General features: G+C 43.8%; 20 protein-coding genes and 2 tRNA genes. 16 read left to right on the forward strand and 6 right to left on the reverse strand.

Annotation, left to right across the window (positions count from 1 at the left end; all coding sequences use genetic code 11):
- Nucleotides 1-7 precede the first annotated feature (7 nt).
- The 6 genes from HQ50_RS03080 to hflX form a co-directional block, all read right to left on the reverse strand.
- Nucleotides 8-892 carry a DUF3078 domain-containing protein gene (locus HQ50_RS03080; protein WP_018964739.1) on the reverse strand — a complete coding sequence of 295 codons (885 nt, stop codon included), beginning with the start codon at nt 890-892 and terminating at the stop codon, nt 8-10.
- 77 nt (nt 893-969) lie between these two features.
- Nucleotides 970-1,044, reverse strand: a tRNA-Val gene (locus HQ50_RS03085).
- 44 nt (nt 1,045-1,088) lie between these two features.
- Nucleotides 1,089-1,163 (reverse strand) — tRNA-Val (locus tag HQ50_RS03090).
- Nucleotides 1,164-1,298: 135 nt separating this feature from the next.
- On the reverse strand, nt 1,299-3,392 hold the full coding sequence (locus HQ50_RS03095) for an alpha-L-fucosidase (RefSeq protein WP_039428603.1): 2,094 nt from the start codon (nt 3,390-3,392) through the stop codon (nt 1,299-1,301).
- Nucleotides 3,393-3,395: 3 nt separating this feature from the next.
- Complete coding sequence (locus HQ50_RS03100) at nt 3,396-5,483, reverse strand: RNA degradosome polyphosphate kinase (protein WP_081960034.1); 2,088 nt, start codon at nt 5,481-5,483, stop codon at nt 3,396-3,398.
- A gap of 131 nt (nt 5,484-5,614) precedes the next feature.
- Nucleotides 5,615-6,835, reverse strand: a complete 1,221-nt coding sequence (gene hflX, locus HQ50_RS03105; protein WP_004583549.1) for a GTPase HflX — start codon at nt 6,833-6,835, stop codon at nt 5,615-5,617.
- A 79-nt stretch (nt 6,836-6,914) separates the two neighbouring features.
- Between hflX and mnmH the strand changes: the two genes are divergently transcribed.
- The 16 genes from mnmH to HQ50_RS11135 all read left to right on the forward strand — a co-directional run bounded on the left by mnmH (nt 6,915) and on the right by HQ50_RS11135 (nt 17,681).
- Nucleotides 6,915-7,949, forward strand: coding sequence for a tRNA 2-selenouridine(34) synthase MnmH (gene mnmH / locus HQ50_RS03110; RefSeq protein WP_039428232.1), 1,035 nt, complete (start codon nt 6,915-6,917; stop codon nt 7,947-7,949).
- A complete protein-coding gene (gene yedF / locus HQ50_RS03115) occupies nt 7,946-8,560 on the forward strand; it encodes a sulfurtransferase-like selenium metabolism protein YedF (RefSeq protein WP_039418832.1) in 615 nt (204 codons plus the stop codon). Before mnmH ends, yedF begins: the two co-directional genes overlap by 4 nt.
- Before the next feature lie 150 nt (nt 8,561-8,710).
- Nucleotides 8,711-9,370, forward strand: coding sequence for a hypothetical protein (locus tag HQ50_RS03120; protein ID WP_039418833.1), 660 nt, complete (start codon nt 8,711-8,713; stop codon nt 9,368-9,370).
- A 579-nt stretch (nt 9,371-9,949) separates the two neighbouring features.
- The gene (locus HQ50_RS03125; RefSeq protein WP_235317922.1) at nt 9,950-10,315 is read left to right on the forward strand and encodes a T9SS type A sorting domain-containing protein; all 366 of its coding nucleotides are present in this window, start codon (nt 9,950-9,952) and stop codon (nt 10,313-10,315) included.
- Nucleotides 10,316-10,577: 262 nt separating this feature from the next.
- Nucleotides 10,578-11,033, forward strand: a complete 456-nt coding sequence (locus HQ50_RS03130; protein WP_013815212.1) for a hypothetical protein — start codon at nt 10,578-10,580, stop codon at nt 11,031-11,033.
- A 332-nt stretch (nt 11,034-11,365) separates the two neighbouring features.
- Nucleotides 11,366-11,770 (forward strand): hypothetical protein, encoded by a 405-nt coding sequence (locus HQ50_RS03135; RefSeq protein ID WP_039420792.1) that lies wholly within the window; start codon nt 11,366-11,368, stop codon nt 11,768-11,770.
- A gap of 82 nt (nt 11,771-11,852) precedes the next feature.
- A complete protein-coding gene (locus HQ50_RS10615; protein WP_235316815.1) occupies nt 11,853-12,305 on the forward strand; it encodes a hypothetical protein in 453 nt (150 codons plus the stop codon).
- Between the two features lie 295 nt (nt 12,306-12,600).
- Complete coding sequence (locus tag HQ50_RS03140) at nt 12,601-13,014, forward strand: hypothetical protein (protein ID WP_039428236.1); 414 nt, start codon at nt 12,601-12,603, stop codon at nt 13,012-13,014.
- Between the two features lie 16 nt (nt 13,015-13,030).
- On the forward strand, nt 13,031-13,555 hold the full coding sequence (locus tag HQ50_RS03145) for a hypothetical protein (RefSeq protein ID WP_152566853.1): 525 nt from the start codon (nt 13,031-13,033) through the stop codon (nt 13,553-13,555).
- Between the two features lie 46 nt (nt 13,556-13,601).
- Nucleotides 13,602-13,865, forward strand: a complete 264-nt coding sequence (locus HQ50_RS03150; RefSeq protein ID WP_235317923.1) for a hypothetical protein — start codon at nt 13,602-13,604, stop codon at nt 13,863-13,865.
- Nucleotides 13,866-14,061: 196 nt separating this feature from the next.
- Nucleotides 14,062-14,478, forward strand: coding sequence for a hypothetical protein (locus HQ50_RS03155; protein ID WP_039420981.1), 417 nt, complete (start codon nt 14,062-14,064; stop codon nt 14,476-14,478).
- A gap of 54 nt (nt 14,479-14,532) precedes the next feature.
- On the forward strand, nt 14,533-14,928 hold the full coding sequence (locus HQ50_RS03160) for a hypothetical protein (RefSeq protein WP_235317924.1): 396 nt from the start codon (nt 14,533-14,535) through the stop codon (nt 14,926-14,928).
- A 241-nt stretch (nt 14,929-15,169) separates the two neighbouring features.
- Entirely contained in the window at nt 15,170-15,649 is a 480-nt protein-coding gene (locus tag HQ50_RS03165; RefSeq protein WP_039428238.1) for a hypothetical protein, read from the forward strand.
- A 63-nt stretch (nt 15,650-15,712) separates the two neighbouring features.
- Nucleotides 15,713-16,492: a hypothetical protein gene (locus HQ50_RS03170; protein ID WP_039420967.1), complete on the forward strand. Its 780-nt coding sequence runs from the start codon at nt 15,713-15,715 to the stop codon at nt 16,490-16,492.
- A 141-nt stretch (nt 16,493-16,633) separates the two neighbouring features.
- Nucleotides 16,634-17,083: a hypothetical protein gene (locus tag HQ50_RS03175; protein WP_039420965.1), complete on the forward strand. Its 450-nt coding sequence runs from the start codon at nt 16,634-16,636 to the stop codon at nt 17,081-17,083.
- A 208-nt stretch (nt 17,084-17,291) separates the two neighbouring features.
- Nucleotides 17,292-17,681 (forward strand): hypothetical protein, encoded by a 390-nt coding sequence (locus HQ50_RS11135; RefSeq protein ID WP_152566854.1) that lies wholly within the window; start codon nt 17,292-17,294, stop codon nt 17,679-17,681.
- The last annotated feature ends 1 nt before the right edge of the window (nt 17,682 follow it).

The raw sequence follows: 17,682 nt of genomic DNA on the forward strand, positions 1-17,682 counted from the left end.
TCTTTATTTAGAAAGTGTACGCAACACCCACGCCTACAACTTCCTTGAACTGGATTTTCGGACCATCGTTGATCTTCACGTCATCGTCGTAGATAAGGTTGGTGGCTACCGTAGCTGTGAGGAACTTGTTGATCTTCATTGCCAGCATAGCCTCCCAGTTGATGTCGATGTTGCCGAAGTCATGTGTATAAGCCGTGAAGAACGAAGCCTTGGTTATCAGGCTGACATTCTCCATTAGATTGATGTTGGCCGAACCAACTACCAAGGCACCAAGCTCGAACAGGGTCTTTTCACCGGCTTTCACACCGAAAGCACCCAAGCCGGACAGGTAGTCGTCAGCCACTACCGTCAGCTTACCTGTTGCAGGAGAGAGGTAGAGAGAAAACTTCTCATTGGGTTTGTAGTCCGCACCGGCACCAAGAGTGAAATAAGCTGGAGCAAAGAAATTAGAGATATGCTTTACTCCTGTCAGGTGATCAGAGGGCTTCTCATATCCTTTAGCATACTGTGAAAGGAAAGTGAAAAGAGCACTACCGTACCAATTGCGGCCGATCTCATAGCCACCCTTCGTGAAGAGTTCGATCTTGTCTACACTCTTGTTCCATTTATTGGCCGTCGTATAGGTCAGACCGAAATCTGTGCGAAGACCGTTGTCCCAACTCCATTTGCCTTTCAGGTAGTTGGCATCTATATTCAAATAGAGGTTCCCCGCCACCGTGTTTTCTCCACCGGCAGCCCAATTCGTCAAAGAGGTTTGGGAGGCATTGAGTCCGGTCACACCTTTTATAGTCCAGTCCTTTTGGGGAGCGTCTGATGCAGTGTTTGCTACTTGTGCTTTCGCAAGGGTGAACAGCGAGCCACCCATTGCCAGAAAAATAATCAGTCGTTTCATCTGTTTTTTCTTCTTTTTTAGTTAAAACAAAAAAGCCGCACAAGAATCATCGATGCTTGCACGGCTTGAAAAAAAGGTGGGCCCAATAGGATTCGAACCTATGACCCTCTGCTTGTAAGGCAGATGCTCTAAACCAGCTGAGCTATAGGCCCCTTTATCATCTTTCTCGGTCATCGTTGCTTTGTTTGCCATCGAGTGGGCCCAATAGGATTCGAACCTATGACCCTCTGCTTGTAAGGCAGATGCTCTAAACCAGCTGAGCTATAGGCCCTCTTGGCAATGTCTCTGCAAAGAAAAATCCATTGACTTCCTGAAAGACAGCGCAAAGATAAAGGATATTTTTAACTGTACAACAAATTCTCGTTTTTACCTCATCTTTTTTCGTCTCAAGCCCCCGCTTACCCGATTAAAGCAGGACTATATTAGGAATAGATGCAGGCGTACCCTGATACCGAACGGACGCCGGACGAAGCTTGATGGGGATCCCCGACTTTCCGGCTTTCACCAATGGAAACCCTTCAATGGGCAATATATAGCGAGTGTATGACTTAGGCCAGCTGATGCCTCGTATCAATTCTTCTCCGAATCTGTTCATAAACTTCACGGCCAACCGATTTTTCCCTTTTTGCAATGGCAGGCAGACAGTTAGCTCATGAGGCACACCGGTCTCCCGAATCAGTTCGGCAGTGATTTGCTTGCCATTGAGCGTCACATATACGCCATTGCCGAAAGTGAGGTGGCAGGGCACAGTCTGCTCCTTATCGGACACAATATCCTGCACCAGCAGGCAGGAGCTGATCTCTCCCCAAGGCTTTTTCTCCACTTGTCCTATAGGCATTTCTTCCCACCCTTTGGGTAAGGGTAGAGGGATGGAATCGTCTCGGAGGATATTGTCAGGAATCATTCCGAATACCCCACCCACTCGCCGAACATAGGGCTTGCCCCATGACAGGCTGTCGTGCGAAGCCGTTACAACCTCGGACTTTCCACCAGCCAACGTGATCTCTCGGTCTTGAGATCCTACCGAGAGGCGTAGTGTCTTGCCGGCTTCCTTGTCCGTATATATAATCATATGGGGAGCAGAAACCGCCTGCCACTTCATACCCGTTACACTCTTGAATCCCGTATAGTAGTCCCAGCAGCTATACCCGTATATTCGAGAGCTATTGGCCGTATGCAAGGGATAGCTCTGCGGGCGGTCTGCCAGTACAAAATCGTTTCTATTGAATGCCAGAGCCAGCACAAGGAAAGACTTTGGCATGCTTGCAGGCATCCGGATACGAACACCGGTCTTGCGAATGTTCATATCGAGCGGTGAAGCGTTGGTCAAATTGCTCACCTCTTCCAGATACTCTCCATTTACCGGAATGAGTATCTCCTTGCCGGCCATGTCCGGACGGACAAACAGATAGAGCATGGAATCGCGAACCGAAACCTCGCCAAAGGGCAAAAGTTCGGGAAAAGGAGAGCGTTCCGTGCCGTAAATACCTTCTCCATACATATCGAGATATTCGCCCATGGCCAGCAACACCTCCGATTCGTATGGCAAGACGGATCCGTCACCTTCAGGGCCTATATTCAGCAGATAATTGCCCCCACGGCACACCACTCGCACCAGATCTTCGAACTTCTCACGCGCTTTGTCCCGAATAGTGCCTCTCTCCTGCCATGAACGATAGCCCCATGTCTCGGGGAACATGGATGCCGCCGTCTGCCAAGGGATGGCAATCGGCTCGGTAGGAAGTTCATTGTCTCCCATGACGGCAAAGTCCGCTCGGTCATTGCCTAAGCGTCCGCTGACCATACAGTCGGGCTGCAGCTCATGCACCAGACGATACAGCTCTTCACTCTGCTCGGGCGTAAGCGATCCCATATCGAACCACAATTCGCTGACGGGGCCGTAACCTGTGAGGATCTCTCTCACCTGACGCATATTGTATTGGTGATGTGCCGGGGTAATCCGGTCTGCGTTGTGATCGCTGATCGGATTGGCTTCCGGAAAATGCCAATCGATAAGAGAAAAGTAAACGCCGAACTTCATACCCGAACGCTGACAAGCATCGCTCAATTCTTTCATTACATCGCGACGCGAAGGTGTGGCTTCCACGATATTGAATGGAGTCTCAGCCGAGCCATACATGCAGAAGCCATCGTGATGCTTGGAAGTAAACACGATACTCCTCATCCCTGCTTTCCGAGCCAAAGCCACTATGGCATCGGCATCCCATCTGCTGGGGCGGAACCGCTTGGCCACCGGCTCGTATTGCTTCATATCGCGTATTCCGAAAGAGTAGATCTGTTCGCTATATCCGTTCTTCACAGGTTTGCCTTGCCAAACTCCTCCAAGTTCACTGTAGAGACCGTAATGGATGAAAAGGCTGAATTTGTCGTGATGCCAACGCTCGAAGGCCGCCGAATGTCGTTGTGCCACGAGCGATAGAGACAAGGAGCAGATAGCTGTCAGCGACAGCAAGGCACGAAGGAAGAATGTCTTGTTCATCATTTATTTTGCAGCAGGTGTGGCGTCTTCTTTTTCTTTGAGATAGCGATAGATGGCCGCCTGTGCGCGAACCGGTTTCTCATCGCTATTGTGTTTGTAAATGTTGTTGAGTGAAGAATCGATCCGACAAGCCTTGATATTGTCGCGAAGCTGAATCTCCAATATATCGATAATCTCTCTTCGTAGAGCAGAATCCAACACCGGGCATGCGGTCTCGATGCGGTTGTAAAGATTGCGCTTCATCCAGTCGGCCGAAGAGATGAATACCTCTTCTTTCCCTCCGTTGTGGAAGCACCAGATACGGCTGTGCTCCAAATACATATCCACCAATCGGGTGACACGTATATTGCGACTCTGTGGCATATCAGGTACCAAACAGCAGATGCCTCGCACGATCAGATTGATCTCCACACCGGCCTCGGAAGCCCGATAAAGCTGTGTGATGACGTTTTTGTCCTGTAGGCCGTTCATCTTCAGAAGCATATAGCCACGCTTGCCACGTTTCACGTTTTCTATCTCGCGTTCGATCAGATTGGTAATGGCCTCGCTCATGTTGTAGCGAGCCACAAGCAGGCGACTGAATCGTGCCGGCTCGGGATCCCCATCCAAAATACGGAAGAGACGGTACACATCGTGCACGATGTCCGTATTGGCAGTCATCAGCGTAGTGTCGGAGTAAATACGAGCAGTGGTCTCATTAAAATTCCCCGTAGAGAGTAAAGCGATGCCTTGCGGACGTTCGCCCGCAGGCGTATGATAAAGGATGAGAGCCGTCTTGGCATGAACTTTCAGCCCGGGCATACTATAAACGATCCGAATCCCGGAACGGCGCATACGCTCTGACAAACGCAGATTGTTTTCCTCATCGAATCGGGCTTTCAGCTCCACGAAGACAGATACCTTCTTTCCACTCTGTGCAGCCGCTTCCAACGCACTGATAATGGACGAATTTTCCGCTACGCGATACTGCGTAAGGCGTATTTCCGACACATCCGGTGAGATGGCCGCTTCCATCAGCAGACGCACGACATAGTCGTACGTATAGTAAGGAACATGAATCAGGTAGTCCTTCCTACGAATGCCTTCCATCAGAGAAGGGGCCTGCTCCAAATGTTTCGAGAGGAGAGGCTCCGGCGTGAGTGTCTCCAGTCTGGGGGCAAACGGATTGGGCAGCATAGCCAGATCTTGCAGATTGACGTAGTTTCCACTCCGAATCGCCTCCTCCGGATCGATGTCGCACGAACTGCAGATGTATCGCAGCACCTCGTCGGGCATGCGCCCGTCATACATAAATCGCGTAGGAGCACCGAGCTTGCGGGTCTTCACCTTCTTGCGAATCTCTCCGGGCAAATCTTCAGGGCGCTGTGCATCCAACAGCAAATCGGCATCGCGGGATACTTTGATCGAATAGCTGTCCATCACCTCATATCCGGGGAAGACTACATCCAGATGCTCTTTGATAATATCTTCCAGAAAAGAGTAGTAATAAAACGTGTCGGTCTGGAGCCGCGGCAACTCTACGAAGCGAGGAAGGCCATCGGAAGGCACATTGAGCAGTGCATAGCTGTAGGCCTCGTCCGTCTCTTTTTCTTTGAGCCGAACAGCCAGATACACCCTACCCGAACGGATAAACGTACGTACCTTGCTCGGCAGCAACAGCATCGGATAGAGCAGAGGGAAAATCTCCTCGTGGAAGAAACGACGCAGGTAGGCTTTATGATCCGGATGAGTGGGGGCATGCGTACGCAATCGGATACCGTGTTCCTCCAAGGTGGGCAGGATCTGATCGTAGAAAACACGATAATACAGCTCGTCCTGTCTGATTACAGTCTCTCGAATAGCTTGCAGGATATGAGCATCCGCATCGGAATCCTCTTCGGCCTCACTCCTGTCGCGCCGTTTCTGTAGTACGGCCTGATGATAGGCCACCCGTACGGTATAGAACTCCTCCAGATTTGAAGAGAAGATGGATAGGAACTTTATCCTGTCATAAACAGGCAGTGTCCGGTCGGCCGCCTCCATCAACACGCGTTCGTTGAAGGAGAGCCAACTCATATCGCGACGAAAAAAAGGATATGCAGATACGTCCACAGTGCAACTGATCGTTTATTGTTATTAATGATCGAAAAGGTTGATACGCAGAGCCGCAAAATTTTCACGGTCTTAAAACCAACAATTTATCAAAGGTAGAGAATTTTGCAAGCCGATGGAGAGGTATCGGCTTATTCCATCTCCTCGGAATAGTCCTGAAACAGGAAGTCATTGTAGGGGAAGCGCGTAATGTGGATCGCCTTGGCTCTTTCATAGAGCAGTGCTTTCAGAGCATCCATCCCGGTGCCTTTCTTCGCTGAGACGAACAGGCAGTCATTCCCAAGCTTGGCCATCCAGGTCTGCTGCAGCTCCTCGGCACTTATGTTCTCTTTCGTTCGGGGAGTAAGATCGTCTTCGTCTTTGGGAGTGAAAGAGAATGCATCGATCTTGTTGAAGAGAAGAAGCATCGGCTTTTCCTCTCCGGCCGTTATCTCCGCCAGAGTTTGGTTCACCACTTCTATTTGTTCCTCGAATGCCGGATGGGACATATCCACTACGTGCACCAACAAGTCTGCCTCGCGCACCTCATCAAGCGTACTTTTGAAGGATTCGACCAGCTGTGTGGGCAGTTTGCGGATAAACCCGACTGTATCGCTCAGCAGGAAGGGCAAATTGTCTATGATCACCTTGCGCACCGTCGTATCCAACGTGGCAAACAGCTTGTTTTCGGCGAAGACCTCACTTTTGGAGAGGACATTCATCAGCGTACTCTTCCCGACGTTCGTATAGCCTACCAAAGCAACGCGTACCATCTTGCCACGGTTCTTGCGCTGCACGGATTTCTGCTTGTCGATGTCCCTGAGTTCTTCTTTGAGCCGAGCTATTTTGTCCAAGACGATACGGCGGTCGGTTTCCAACTGCTTTTCACCCGGGCCCCTCATACCGACACCGCCACGCTGTCTTTCGAGGTGAGTCCACAGCCCCGTCAGTCGAGGCAGCATGTACTGGTACTGAGCCAGCTCTACCTGCGTTTTGGCATGAGCCGTCTGTGCCCGACGGGCGAATATATCGAGGATAAGACCTGTACGATCGAGGATCTTGGTCTGAAGCTCTTTTTCGATGTTGCGCAGTTGCTTGGGCGACAGTTCGTCGTCGAACACCACCATACCGATCTCGTTCTCCTGCACATAGGCACGTATCTCATCCAATTTGCCCTTGCCTACAAAGGTTACGGAATTGGGCTGATCCAGTTTCTGGGTGAAGCGGGCTATCGGCTGCGCTCCGGCTGTTTCGCACAAGAAGGCCAACTCATCCAGATATTCCCGTACCTGAGTTTCCGATTGCTGAGGAGTAATGAGTCCGACAAGGACGGTAGGCTCGGTTCGTGCCTCGGATATGATAAATTCTTTCATGGACACAAACTTACGGAAAAGGCCGCAAAGGATAATCTGTATATTTGTTCCTCATAACTAAGGAAATGACATTTTTCCGATGCTGATTGACATCGATTTTTTCTTATCCAACCGCTCCGACTCTCTCGTTTTGGACGTCCGCTCTCCGGAAGAATACCGCCGCGGACATATTCCGGGTGCAGAGAGTTTCCCCCTGTTTGCAGATGCGGAACGAGCCGAGGTAGGTACGCTCTATGTCAGACATAGTCGCCAGGCGGCCATAGAGCGAGGATTGGAGTTCGTTGGGCCGCGTATGGCCGAGATGGTGCGTGAAGCTCGCTCCCTTGCTGCCGGCAGAGACATCATCCTCTACTGCTGGAGAGGAGGTATGCGAAGCGAGAGTGTCGCTTGGCTGCTATCCGTAGCCGGACTTCGCATCCGTCGTCTCCGTGGCGGATACAAAGCATACCGTCGGCATTTCCCCGACATTCTGAATCTTTGCCCTTGGCGTTTCATCGTCTTAGGCGGTTATACGGGATCAGGAAAAACGCCCATCCTGAACGAACTCTCCCAAATGGGGGAGCAGGTGATCGATCTGGAAGGATTGGCCCACCACAAAGGGTCTGCCTTCGGAGCCTTGGGGCAAGAGCAGCAGCCGACCACCGAACATTTCATGAATCTCTTGCACGATGCTCTCTCCGCTTGTGATCCGAATCGTCCGATATGGATGGAAAGCGAGAGCAAGACTATCGGACGCGTATTTCTTCCGGACGATTTCTACAAAATCATGCGTCAGGCCCCTTTGATCGAGCTGTCTGTTCCTCGTCCCGTACGCATCGCCCATATTGCCAAAGAGTACGGCGTGTACGATGCAGAGGCTCTGACAAGCTCTTTCGAGCATATCGCTCGCCGGATGGGAGGAGCCGCTACGACACAGGCCATAACAGCCCTCAAGGAAGGACGACTGGAAGAGGCCGTATCCTTGGCTCTCGATTACTATGACAAAGCCTATGCACACTCGCTGGCCGAATTCAGGGAAAGCCCCGCTGCCCAACTGGTGGCAGAAACGGATACACCTCACGAAACAGCCATCAAACTACTGGAACTATCTCATATAAAAGGTTTACAATCATGAAAGTGGTAGATACTCGGGGGAAACTCTGCCCCCTCCCCCTTATTTTACTCAAGAAAGCCATTGACGGCACCCCCGTTGGAGAGGAAATCTCCGTAATGACTGACAATGAAACGGCAAAATGCAACCTCCGAGATTATATCGGCGAATTGGGAGCCATCGCCATCGAATCCGAAGAGAGCGACTATACAACGCTCACCTTTCGGGTATCGACCCATATCGAAGAACCGGCCCCGACTTCCTGCCCGACCGAGCATCCGCATGCGGTGGCACAGGGCGACTATCTCATCGTGGCCAAAAGCAATCGGATGGGCTCCGGGGGCGATGAGTTAGGCTCCATCCTGATGCGCGCTTTCGTCAATGCCATCGGCGAGCTGGATCGGCTTCCTTCGCATATCATTCTCTACAATACGGGTGTGCTGCTGGCCGTCGAGGGCACGGACACGGCCGAAACACTGGCCGAACTGAACAAGAAGTACGGTATCCCCATCATCGTATGCGGCACCTGCGCCGACTACTATGAGGTGAAAGACAAACTACGCATCGGTACCATCTCCAATATGTACCGCATCATGCAGCTTCAAGTAGCCACACGCCACATTATCTATCCTTGAGAAACCGCAGGGCAACCGCTCATCGAACAATTGCTATATCTTTGTTCGCGGACATTCTCGATCCATGCAGACTCAATCCCCCATGACTCTCAAGGAGAATGTCACATGAAGAAAAGGACAAGAACACTCACAAAAAACGAATAACAGCTTATGTTACGAATTGGAAAAACGATCTTCGGACTCATAGCACTGACCATTCTCTTGGGATCATGCTGGTCTAAGAAGAACGACTTGGGTCATGACATCCCGTCTCAATTGGTTTGTCGCTTCACGGAAGGAGTACTTACCGAACCGGCAGATAACAGTATAAACGTAAGTCCAACAGCATTCTTCTCCAAAGATACCGTAAGTATTTACCACATGGTCTCCAATGCTTTTGGCTCTTTTGCAGCCCTACCCGGTAGCCAGAAACCAAAGCTTAAGAAGGGAATATGGTATAAAATGGAGATTTATCTTTTCGACAAGGAGAACAACCGACTAAACCAACAATTCTTTCAGCCTGATCAGATCGAGATACATCAGTTTTTCTTCAACCTGATGAGCAACGAAACAGAAGTTCCAAAAGGGATCTCCTATTACTACTCAGATGTCATTAATGGCCAATTGCTTGAAACCCCCGTTGGATTTACCGGCTATATCCGGGTAAACAAAGAATTGGAGGCCCCTGAGCTACGCCTAATGCTTGTACATTTGAAAACAGGTAACAAATACGAAGCTGATGGGAAGCCGAACCCCTTCGACAAGCCAAGTCCACGTGTACTTGAATTTGGAGATTTTGCCGCCTTCATAGGCATTGAAATAAAAAAATAAACAATTTTTGTTGTTTAACAAATAAGGAGTAACTCTCTTTCGCTCCTATCCTATACGACACCCGCCAGGTTCTGTCACGAACCTGACGGGTGTCTTTCTTTATTATCAAGCCCCGAAAAGGCCTTTTGGGGCATGCGTTTTATATATAAACCGTTTACGATCTATATATTTATTGAAAACGATTTATATATAAATTGGAAACGATCTATATATAAATCGAAAATGGTTTATATACAGATCGTCAGACAGAATCCTGGAAAGCAAATATCGATCTGCAAAAGTCCGTTTTCTCCTCTTTTTCACCTCGCGTCCTCCTCTCTTTCAGCTGCTTATTTAGAATGATTCTAAGCTTGTCTTCATTCTTGAAAACTTTTTTGGGCTGTCTTTTTCCCTAAAAACTCATTCTTTCCACACCCATCACAGGATGACATTCAGGCCGTTATCACAGAGCGACATAAAAAGCTTACAAGAAAAATGCCAAGAATAAAAGGATCCCAAAACACACAAAATCAAGACGATCTCGCTTGTAATAATGAAAAATATATTTCCTTTGCAGCAAAATATCATTAATAATTGGCTATGAAACATTTATTGCTCACGCTTTTTCTTTCTCTTCTGGGGTGCTTGGGAGCGAAAGCTCAGCAGACACTCTCTTTTGTTTATGATGCATCCGGCAATCGGGTTGCAAGAGTTATCATTATAAATTCCATAATTGCGACAGGTGAAGAGCCGAGCGAAGAAGAAAGAGACGAACCTAAAGAGTTCAATGAGATTTTGGGAGACACACAGATAAGACTGTATCCGAACCCGGTAGAATCTGTTTTGACCATATCCATCAGCTCTCTCGAGGATAAAGGGAAGTACGCTATCTTCAATATGCATGGCTCCTTAGTCCTACAGGGATCGTTCAATCATCGAGATACGAAAGTTGAGTGGAATAATTGATAAGTTTTATGATCCTCAATATTGATCCTCTGGATTTGGTGCACATTCAGTAGTTGGTAATAGTGCACTTTTTAATGATCCAACTATGTATCCACACGAACTGCACCACTTATGGCAATCACGTGCTTTTGGCGATACGTTCCTGCTAAATTATGGTTTACACGGAGTAGGAGCTATTCTAATGGGTGGTTCTTTTATTAAAAGTTATAACTATTTTGAAGACCAAGCCTACGGAGGTTTTTGGTGGTAAAATGACAGCATTATGAAAACAAAAGTATTTATTTTATTACTATTTTTTGTCGGTTGTGTTTCCTGTGATATATCCACCCCATTTATTATTGATGGGCAAAAGGAATATGTAATATCCGGCGAATGTGGAACAATAAAAATAAGAGGTTCTTCACTTCCTACACACTCAATACCTATAACTTGTACCTTTAATGGGAGTTATCATATCAATACAGATTCTTTGAAAATTGAAGCAGATCCTAACGGAGTTATTGTTACAAACGTCCGTTTTCGATTAAATGGAGAAGTTTTTGCCGGAACAGAAATAGAAACAAAGACAGGAGAAACGCTATCAATTTGGTTTGATGTAAAATCAGAAACCTCTTATAAGAGGTCGGAAGTAACAGTGTTGATTTTACCCTCAAATTTTATCACTTGCGAGGGAAAATCTATCATAAGCGATACGATACGAATACAGTTAAAGAATTAGTGTGGCAGTGCTACTTATCCGGCGCAAGTTTCGAACTTCCCGAAAGCATTCGGGACAAGTATCTCCTCGCAAGGTGCTGGTTTTTAACCAGCGCCTTGCTATAAGGAAAGCCTCGTCAGAACAGGTCAGAGACCTGCACCAGCTGGGAGACACTTTCTTACTTCATTGTGGGCTACAAGGAATCGTAGCCTCAATACAGGGTAAAAGTTTCATTGATTTCATTTTGAAGAGGAACTATTTTGAGGCTCAAGCTTATGATTATCATTGGTTTAACCGTTAAATATTAAAAATATGAAAATGATTTTTCGCTCTCATTGTTTACGATACTTTTTGTGTCTTGTGATCCTTATGTCTATAATGTAGAGATTGATGATAATGGATTTAAAAAAGAAATTGTTTTTGATTGCTGTAAAGTTGATATATCTGCCCATGTGCTTGGGTTTTCACAGATTACTATATTTCAAAAATTCAAACCAAGCTGTCCAATTTCAATTAACCCTAATGAATTAACAGTATCATATAAAAACCAAATACTGTCAACGACAGTTTCTTTAAATGGAGATATTATGAAAAATACAATGGATGTTTTAGAAGAAAGCGCCATTAGTATAGTGATTAATCTTCCAAAAATAAATAATGGAGATACTATCAAGCTTAATGTCGATAAATTCATTAATTGCAGAGAAAATACATTGAAAATTAGCGATATAAATCTTATTGTTGTTAGTAGAAAATAGTTGCGTTTAATGTTCAAAAAACATAATTATTTGAATGCCAATTTTATAGAAATTTCTGGCGTAACATAAAACAGTTATAATTGTGAAAACAAAAGCGTTAGTGTTGTTATTTTTCACCTTTTTCTGTATTTCTTGTGATGTGTCGACACCTTTTGTAGTACAAGGAGAAAGGGAGTATATTTTATCTAATGAGTGTGGAACAATGACAATAAGAGGCTCTTCATTCTCTACGGGAGTGCTTATAGGTTGTGAATTTAATGGTAATTATGTTGTTAATACAGAGTTGTTGAAAATAGAACCAACTTCCGGTGAAGACACAATTACAAATATTCGTTTACGGCTAAACAGCGTAGAATTAACAGGAAAGGAAATCAAAACCAAAAGAGGAGATATAATAACTCTTTCGTGCAATTTACAATCAACTATACCATATCAAAAAACAAGAGGGATGATATTAATTTTACCCTCAAATTTCATCACTTGTGAGGAAAAATCTATCATAAGCGATACGATACGAATACAGTTAAAGAATTAGTAAATAGTCATTCCGCAAGGGGCTTTTTAAGGGATGGCTATATCGAAATTCAAACTTTCTGCGCACAACACAGGCAGAGATTCAGATCGATATAAAGCGGTATCACAGAGTAGCATAAAATGCCAACGAGCAAAATCCAAAAAGAAATGAATCTCCAAAACAAAAAATCAAGATTATCAGCCTTGCAAAAAAGCAAAAAATTGTTTCCTTTGCAGGAAGCTATAATCATAACAAAAAAACAGCAAAGAATCGAAGAGAGGGCAATAAAATTCCATTGCCTTTAGTTTGAAAAGATATGGAGACCGTGGTAGCAAAGATTATTTTTGGAGTAGGTGAAGATGGTTTCGTCTATGGTTCGAAAGACCGGCCGGATGTCTGCCCTGTTTGTGGGAACAGGATCAAAGATGTCTACGATCTACACTATAGGCTGAACAGGAAGTCGACCTTTATGTACACGTATGACGGCTACAATATAGTATCGCAACCCTTCAAGGATTTTTGCGACGCAAATGGCTATCAGGGACTGTCCTTTACCGAACTAACGCATTATCCCGGCTATTACTTCTTTTCTGTAGAGAATGTATTTGAACTGGATCCCGATAAGATAAACTTCAAAAAGTTTTTTCTTATCATTGTCGGCCTCGAGACAGAAAAGAAGATGAAGCAGTACAGACTGAAGAAAATACACTACGTCAAAGTAGTAAAATGATTTATAAGAGAGAACAATGAAAAGCATATTGATTTCACTTTTTGTGATTTTTTCAAGCACAAGTGCTGTGGCGCAAATATACCATATGACAAACAAGTATAGTGATATTCCACAGGCAGTGCTGAATAATATTGATAAAATGGGCATTGACGAATCTCCCTTATTGAGTCCACAAGAAGCTGAGTATATTCGTTCTCTTTTGAGCGAAGAAATAGATATGAGTGGAAAAAAGCTTGCATTTTTAACAGGCAACACGGGTGGCATAAGAGGCAATGAAAAAGATTTTTTTGATATAATAAGAAAAAACCTAAAAGGAGGGGATTGTTCGAGGTTGCGCTATTTTGGGACTTTATATGTTTTTACTCCGTCTCAAAAAAAAGAATTAGGTGGTTATGATGCTGCAGTCGTATACGGAAGCAAGAAGCTGAATACCATGCAGGAAGTAACGAGAAAAATTAAAAACAACACAAAAAAAACAGAATCGGGAGTAACCAGTGCCCCCAATTCGGCAGTTTCTTGCCAAATTCATGCGAGTAGCTAATAGCTTTTCATAGCATTTTTTCGCTTTATCGATAGATGGAAATGAGATGGAGACCGTGGTAGCAAAGATTATTTATGGAGTAGATGAAGATGGCTTCATCTATGGTTCGAAAGATCGGCTGGATGTCTGCCCTGTTTGTGGGAATAGGATCAAAGATGTTTACGACCTTGATTATAGACTGAAAAGGAAATCGACACTCATGGTCACCTATGATGGCTATACTATCGTATCGCAGCCCTTCAAGGATTTTTGCGATGCAAATGGCTATCCGGGGCTGTCCTTTACCGAATTAACGCATTATCCCGGCTAAAAAGTTTTTTCTTATCATTGTCGGCCTCGAGACAGAAAAGAAGATGAAGCAGTACAGACTGAAGAAAATACACTACGTCAAAGTAGTAAAATGATTTTATAAGAGAGGGGGATTCATCGTGGCAGTACTTTTTGCACAAATGGGAAATTACCGGCATATGTGATTGCATTCTATATTGACAAAAAAAGAAGACGACATGAAGAAGTTATTTTTAATAGCATGCTTAGAAATGTTTATGTTCGGTTGTTCTCCTATTCTCAAAAGCAATTCTAATGATATAGGACAGAAAGCAATTAGTGATAATTTTCTGTTGAGTGAAACTGAGAGTGCATATCTCAATAGCATTTTTGAGGCTACTCGCAAAGATTTTGACTTTGCCAATAAGCAAGTGGGATTTGTTAAAATTAGTGGAGAAAGAGGTAAAAATCATTACTTTGATATGCAAGAAAAACATTCTGCCGATCCAAACTACCCCTGCGATAATGGCACATTGTATATTTTCAATGCTGCCCAAAAAGCCGAGAGCGGTGGTTATGATGCTGCGATTGTATATTGGTGTAAATTTTCACTCCGGACTGAAGACGTAGTCAAGAGGTTGAGAACGAAGCATTAAGTCAGATTTTTCTTAATAAATTCCCTAACAGGCGATTACGTATTTATGAATGAAATGGAGACTGTGGTAGCAAAGATTATTTTTGGAGTAGATGAAGATGGCTTCGTCTATGGATCGAAAGACCGGCCGGATGTCTGCCCTGTTTGTGGGAACAGGATCAAAGATGTTTACGATCTACACTATAGACTGAATAGGAAGTCTACCTTTATGTACACGTATGATGGCTACAATATCGTGTCGCAGCCCTTCAAGGATTTTTGCGATGCAAATGGATATACGGGGCTGTCCTTTACCGAACTAACACATTATCCCGGCTATTACTTCTTTTCTGCGGAGAATGTATTCGAACTGGATCCTGATAAGATGGATTGCAGTGGCCATCATGATTGCTGTGACTCCGCTGATTCTCTTGCGCTACCATTGAAGAAAAAAAAGAAGATTTTCAGATAGGATCCAACGACTTCATCTGCCGATCGGATGTCAGATTCGGGGATAAGGGCAAAAAGTTTTTTCTTATCATTGTCGGACTGGAGACAGAAAAGAAGATGAAGCTGTTCGGACTGAAGAAAATACACTACGTCAAAGTAGTAAAATGATTTTATAAGCACTGCTTAAAATATTTTCTTCAAGTTAAATACTGATGTTGGGAAAGGATCTTGCAATGATAGATATGAGGTAAAAGAATAAGAGCATGGCAAAGCGAATAATCACAAGGATAGGGGACGTTTTTGAAGTCCAATTGGATAATTGCAAGAAATACTTTCAGTACATCGCAAATGACATGACACAGCTCAACAGTAGTGTAATACGTGCTTTTGTGGAAGAATATCCCTTAGACTATTCTCCGATTTTAGAAAATATTACCGCGGGTAAGGTTGATTTTTATGCACACACAGTCCTTCGATGGGGTATTCAGTCGGGTTTGTGGTATAAAGTTGGTCGGATCAGTTTCGAAGAAGACGTGAATGTCCTTTTTAGAACCTACGATGAAGATGCTTATGTCCCTGTATCCAAACGTTGGTTGGTGTGGAAAATTAACCAGCCAATGAAGTTTGTCGGTGAGCTCAGAGGAGAAAATCGGAATGCAGAAATAGGCCTTGTGATAAACCCTGATGAAATCTTTGAGAGGATAAAGAGTGGAGTATACAAAACTCGCTTTCCATGTTTTTAATAAGTAGTATAAATATCATCTATTTTACTCATAAAACGATAATTCATTGACGAAAAAAACAGCATGAAAAGGTTATATTTCATTTTAGCGTTGTCCGTTTTATCTCTTGCGAGTTGTTACGGACTGCATACAACAGCAGATTTAAAAAAGACCGAAGTACAAAGAGAGTTGCTCAAAGAATATTTCCTTTGTGCATGTATTACAGAAGGCTTCAAGGACAAACAAATTGCCGAATACGATATATCGCAAAGCGTGTACTCCGATATTCTCCGATACAGTTCGGAGGCTTTTCAAGAGGTTAATAACTACGCAAAAAATTTTGTTGAAACGACAGCTCCCTCTCCGATTGCAGATTTAGGCAATAAAAGAGCAGTTATTTTAAGTTGTATCGAAAAATACAAGAGTAAGGAGTTAGGCAAATTTATTAAGTCTATGGATAAGCAGCTATCAGCAGACAGTCAATCGCTTCAAACGACGATTATTAACGGTGATGTTTATATTTACGAATATGCCATGAAGAAGCCCAATCAGGCACATATCGGATTTATCATCATAAACAATGATTTGATTGTTCAAGATATTTATTTTACCGTAAACTTTTCAAAAGAGCAGGTAAAAAATATTTCCAGAAGGGACAATGCGATAACAAATACTGTTCAATATTCAAAAAGAGAAGATGGCAATATATTGATTGATAGAAACAAGTTTTTGTGCTATGATAGTGAAAATTTTGTCAGCAGACAAAAACTAATATCGGACAATATTTATAAAATGATTCACCCATCTTTTTTCGAAATGACGAATAAGGAACGATTGAAAATATTAAATGAACTTTCAATGTAAAATCCCTATCCGGTGCGAGGTTGCAATTTGCACCTAAAACATTAGCTGTTTTTAACGGCAACAAATTAAAATCAACAACTATCCAATGGAGTAATGGTATCAGACCTTGGACATTTTCTTGTTTCTCAAATCAATAAAAGAATGAAACAATTGTTTTTAATATTATGTATGCCTTTGATTTTTAATAATTGCTTAATAGGGCAAGAAAAGTTGAAGGAAAATATATCCAAAGACATTTTGGATTGTCTTACAGAAGTGGGAAAGGATGCTGTGTCTACACTGAATGTTTGCGAAAGTAAGTACTTGAATTGTCGTTTTCAAAAAGACAAAAACACATTTGATTTTTATAGTAAAAAAGTAGCATTTCTCAAAGGCAATGCAGGTACAATAAAGAGCACAAAGAAAGATTTTTTTGATAAAGAAAAATATTTTATAGAAACAAAAGGTTTTTTCCCTACAGGTTCGGTTCAGTTGATAATTTTTAATGACGATGAAGTAAGGCAGGTTGGATATGATGCTGTTATTGTTTCTTCAAGTAAAAGATTACTCACTAAAGAAGAGGTTGTTAAAAGATTGAAGAAAAAACATTAAACGTTGCGGTTTCAACGAGCATTAGTATTGCATTATTTAATTTTACTACCGGCTCCTTTGATTATCTCGGCAAAAAAGGTAATAAGTGGTATGAAAACTTGGGGTATGGATTAGGGGTTCTGGCAAATTTATCTGATGGCGTTTCGCTTTTCAGAGGTGGTGGACAAAATATTAAAGTCAATTCCGCAAGTACAAAAGGCGACGATGAATGGTGGGACACAGTTCTATAACCGATGAGAAAGGCAATTCATTGCTATCAGTTGGCCCGGATAGTCAAGTTCAAAAAGCCACAAGTTTATCAGAAACTTGGAAAAATTCTATAAAAGGGGCAGATTTAAGTTGGGATACATATTTAGGCAAAGAAGGCACTTGGAGTGTGGAACTGAATAATGTTAGTGCAACAGCCATAAGCAAATATGCGTCAGGTGTAACTCGCTGGGATTTGCTTCTTAATAGTTGTGTAGGACACACTTCGAGGGCTTTATGGGGAGCAGGAGTTCCCAACATATATTTGTTTCACCCACATTTTTTAAATGCACAATTACTCATCAGGCAATTAGGGATTTACTCAAGCCCGTACCTTTATCAAATTCCGTAAA

Source organism: Porphyromonas sp. COT-052 OH4946 (assembly GCF_000765965.1).
Classification (GTDB): Bacteria; Bacteroidota; Bacteroidia; order Bacteroidales; family Porphyromonadaceae; genus Porphyromonas; species Porphyromonas gulae.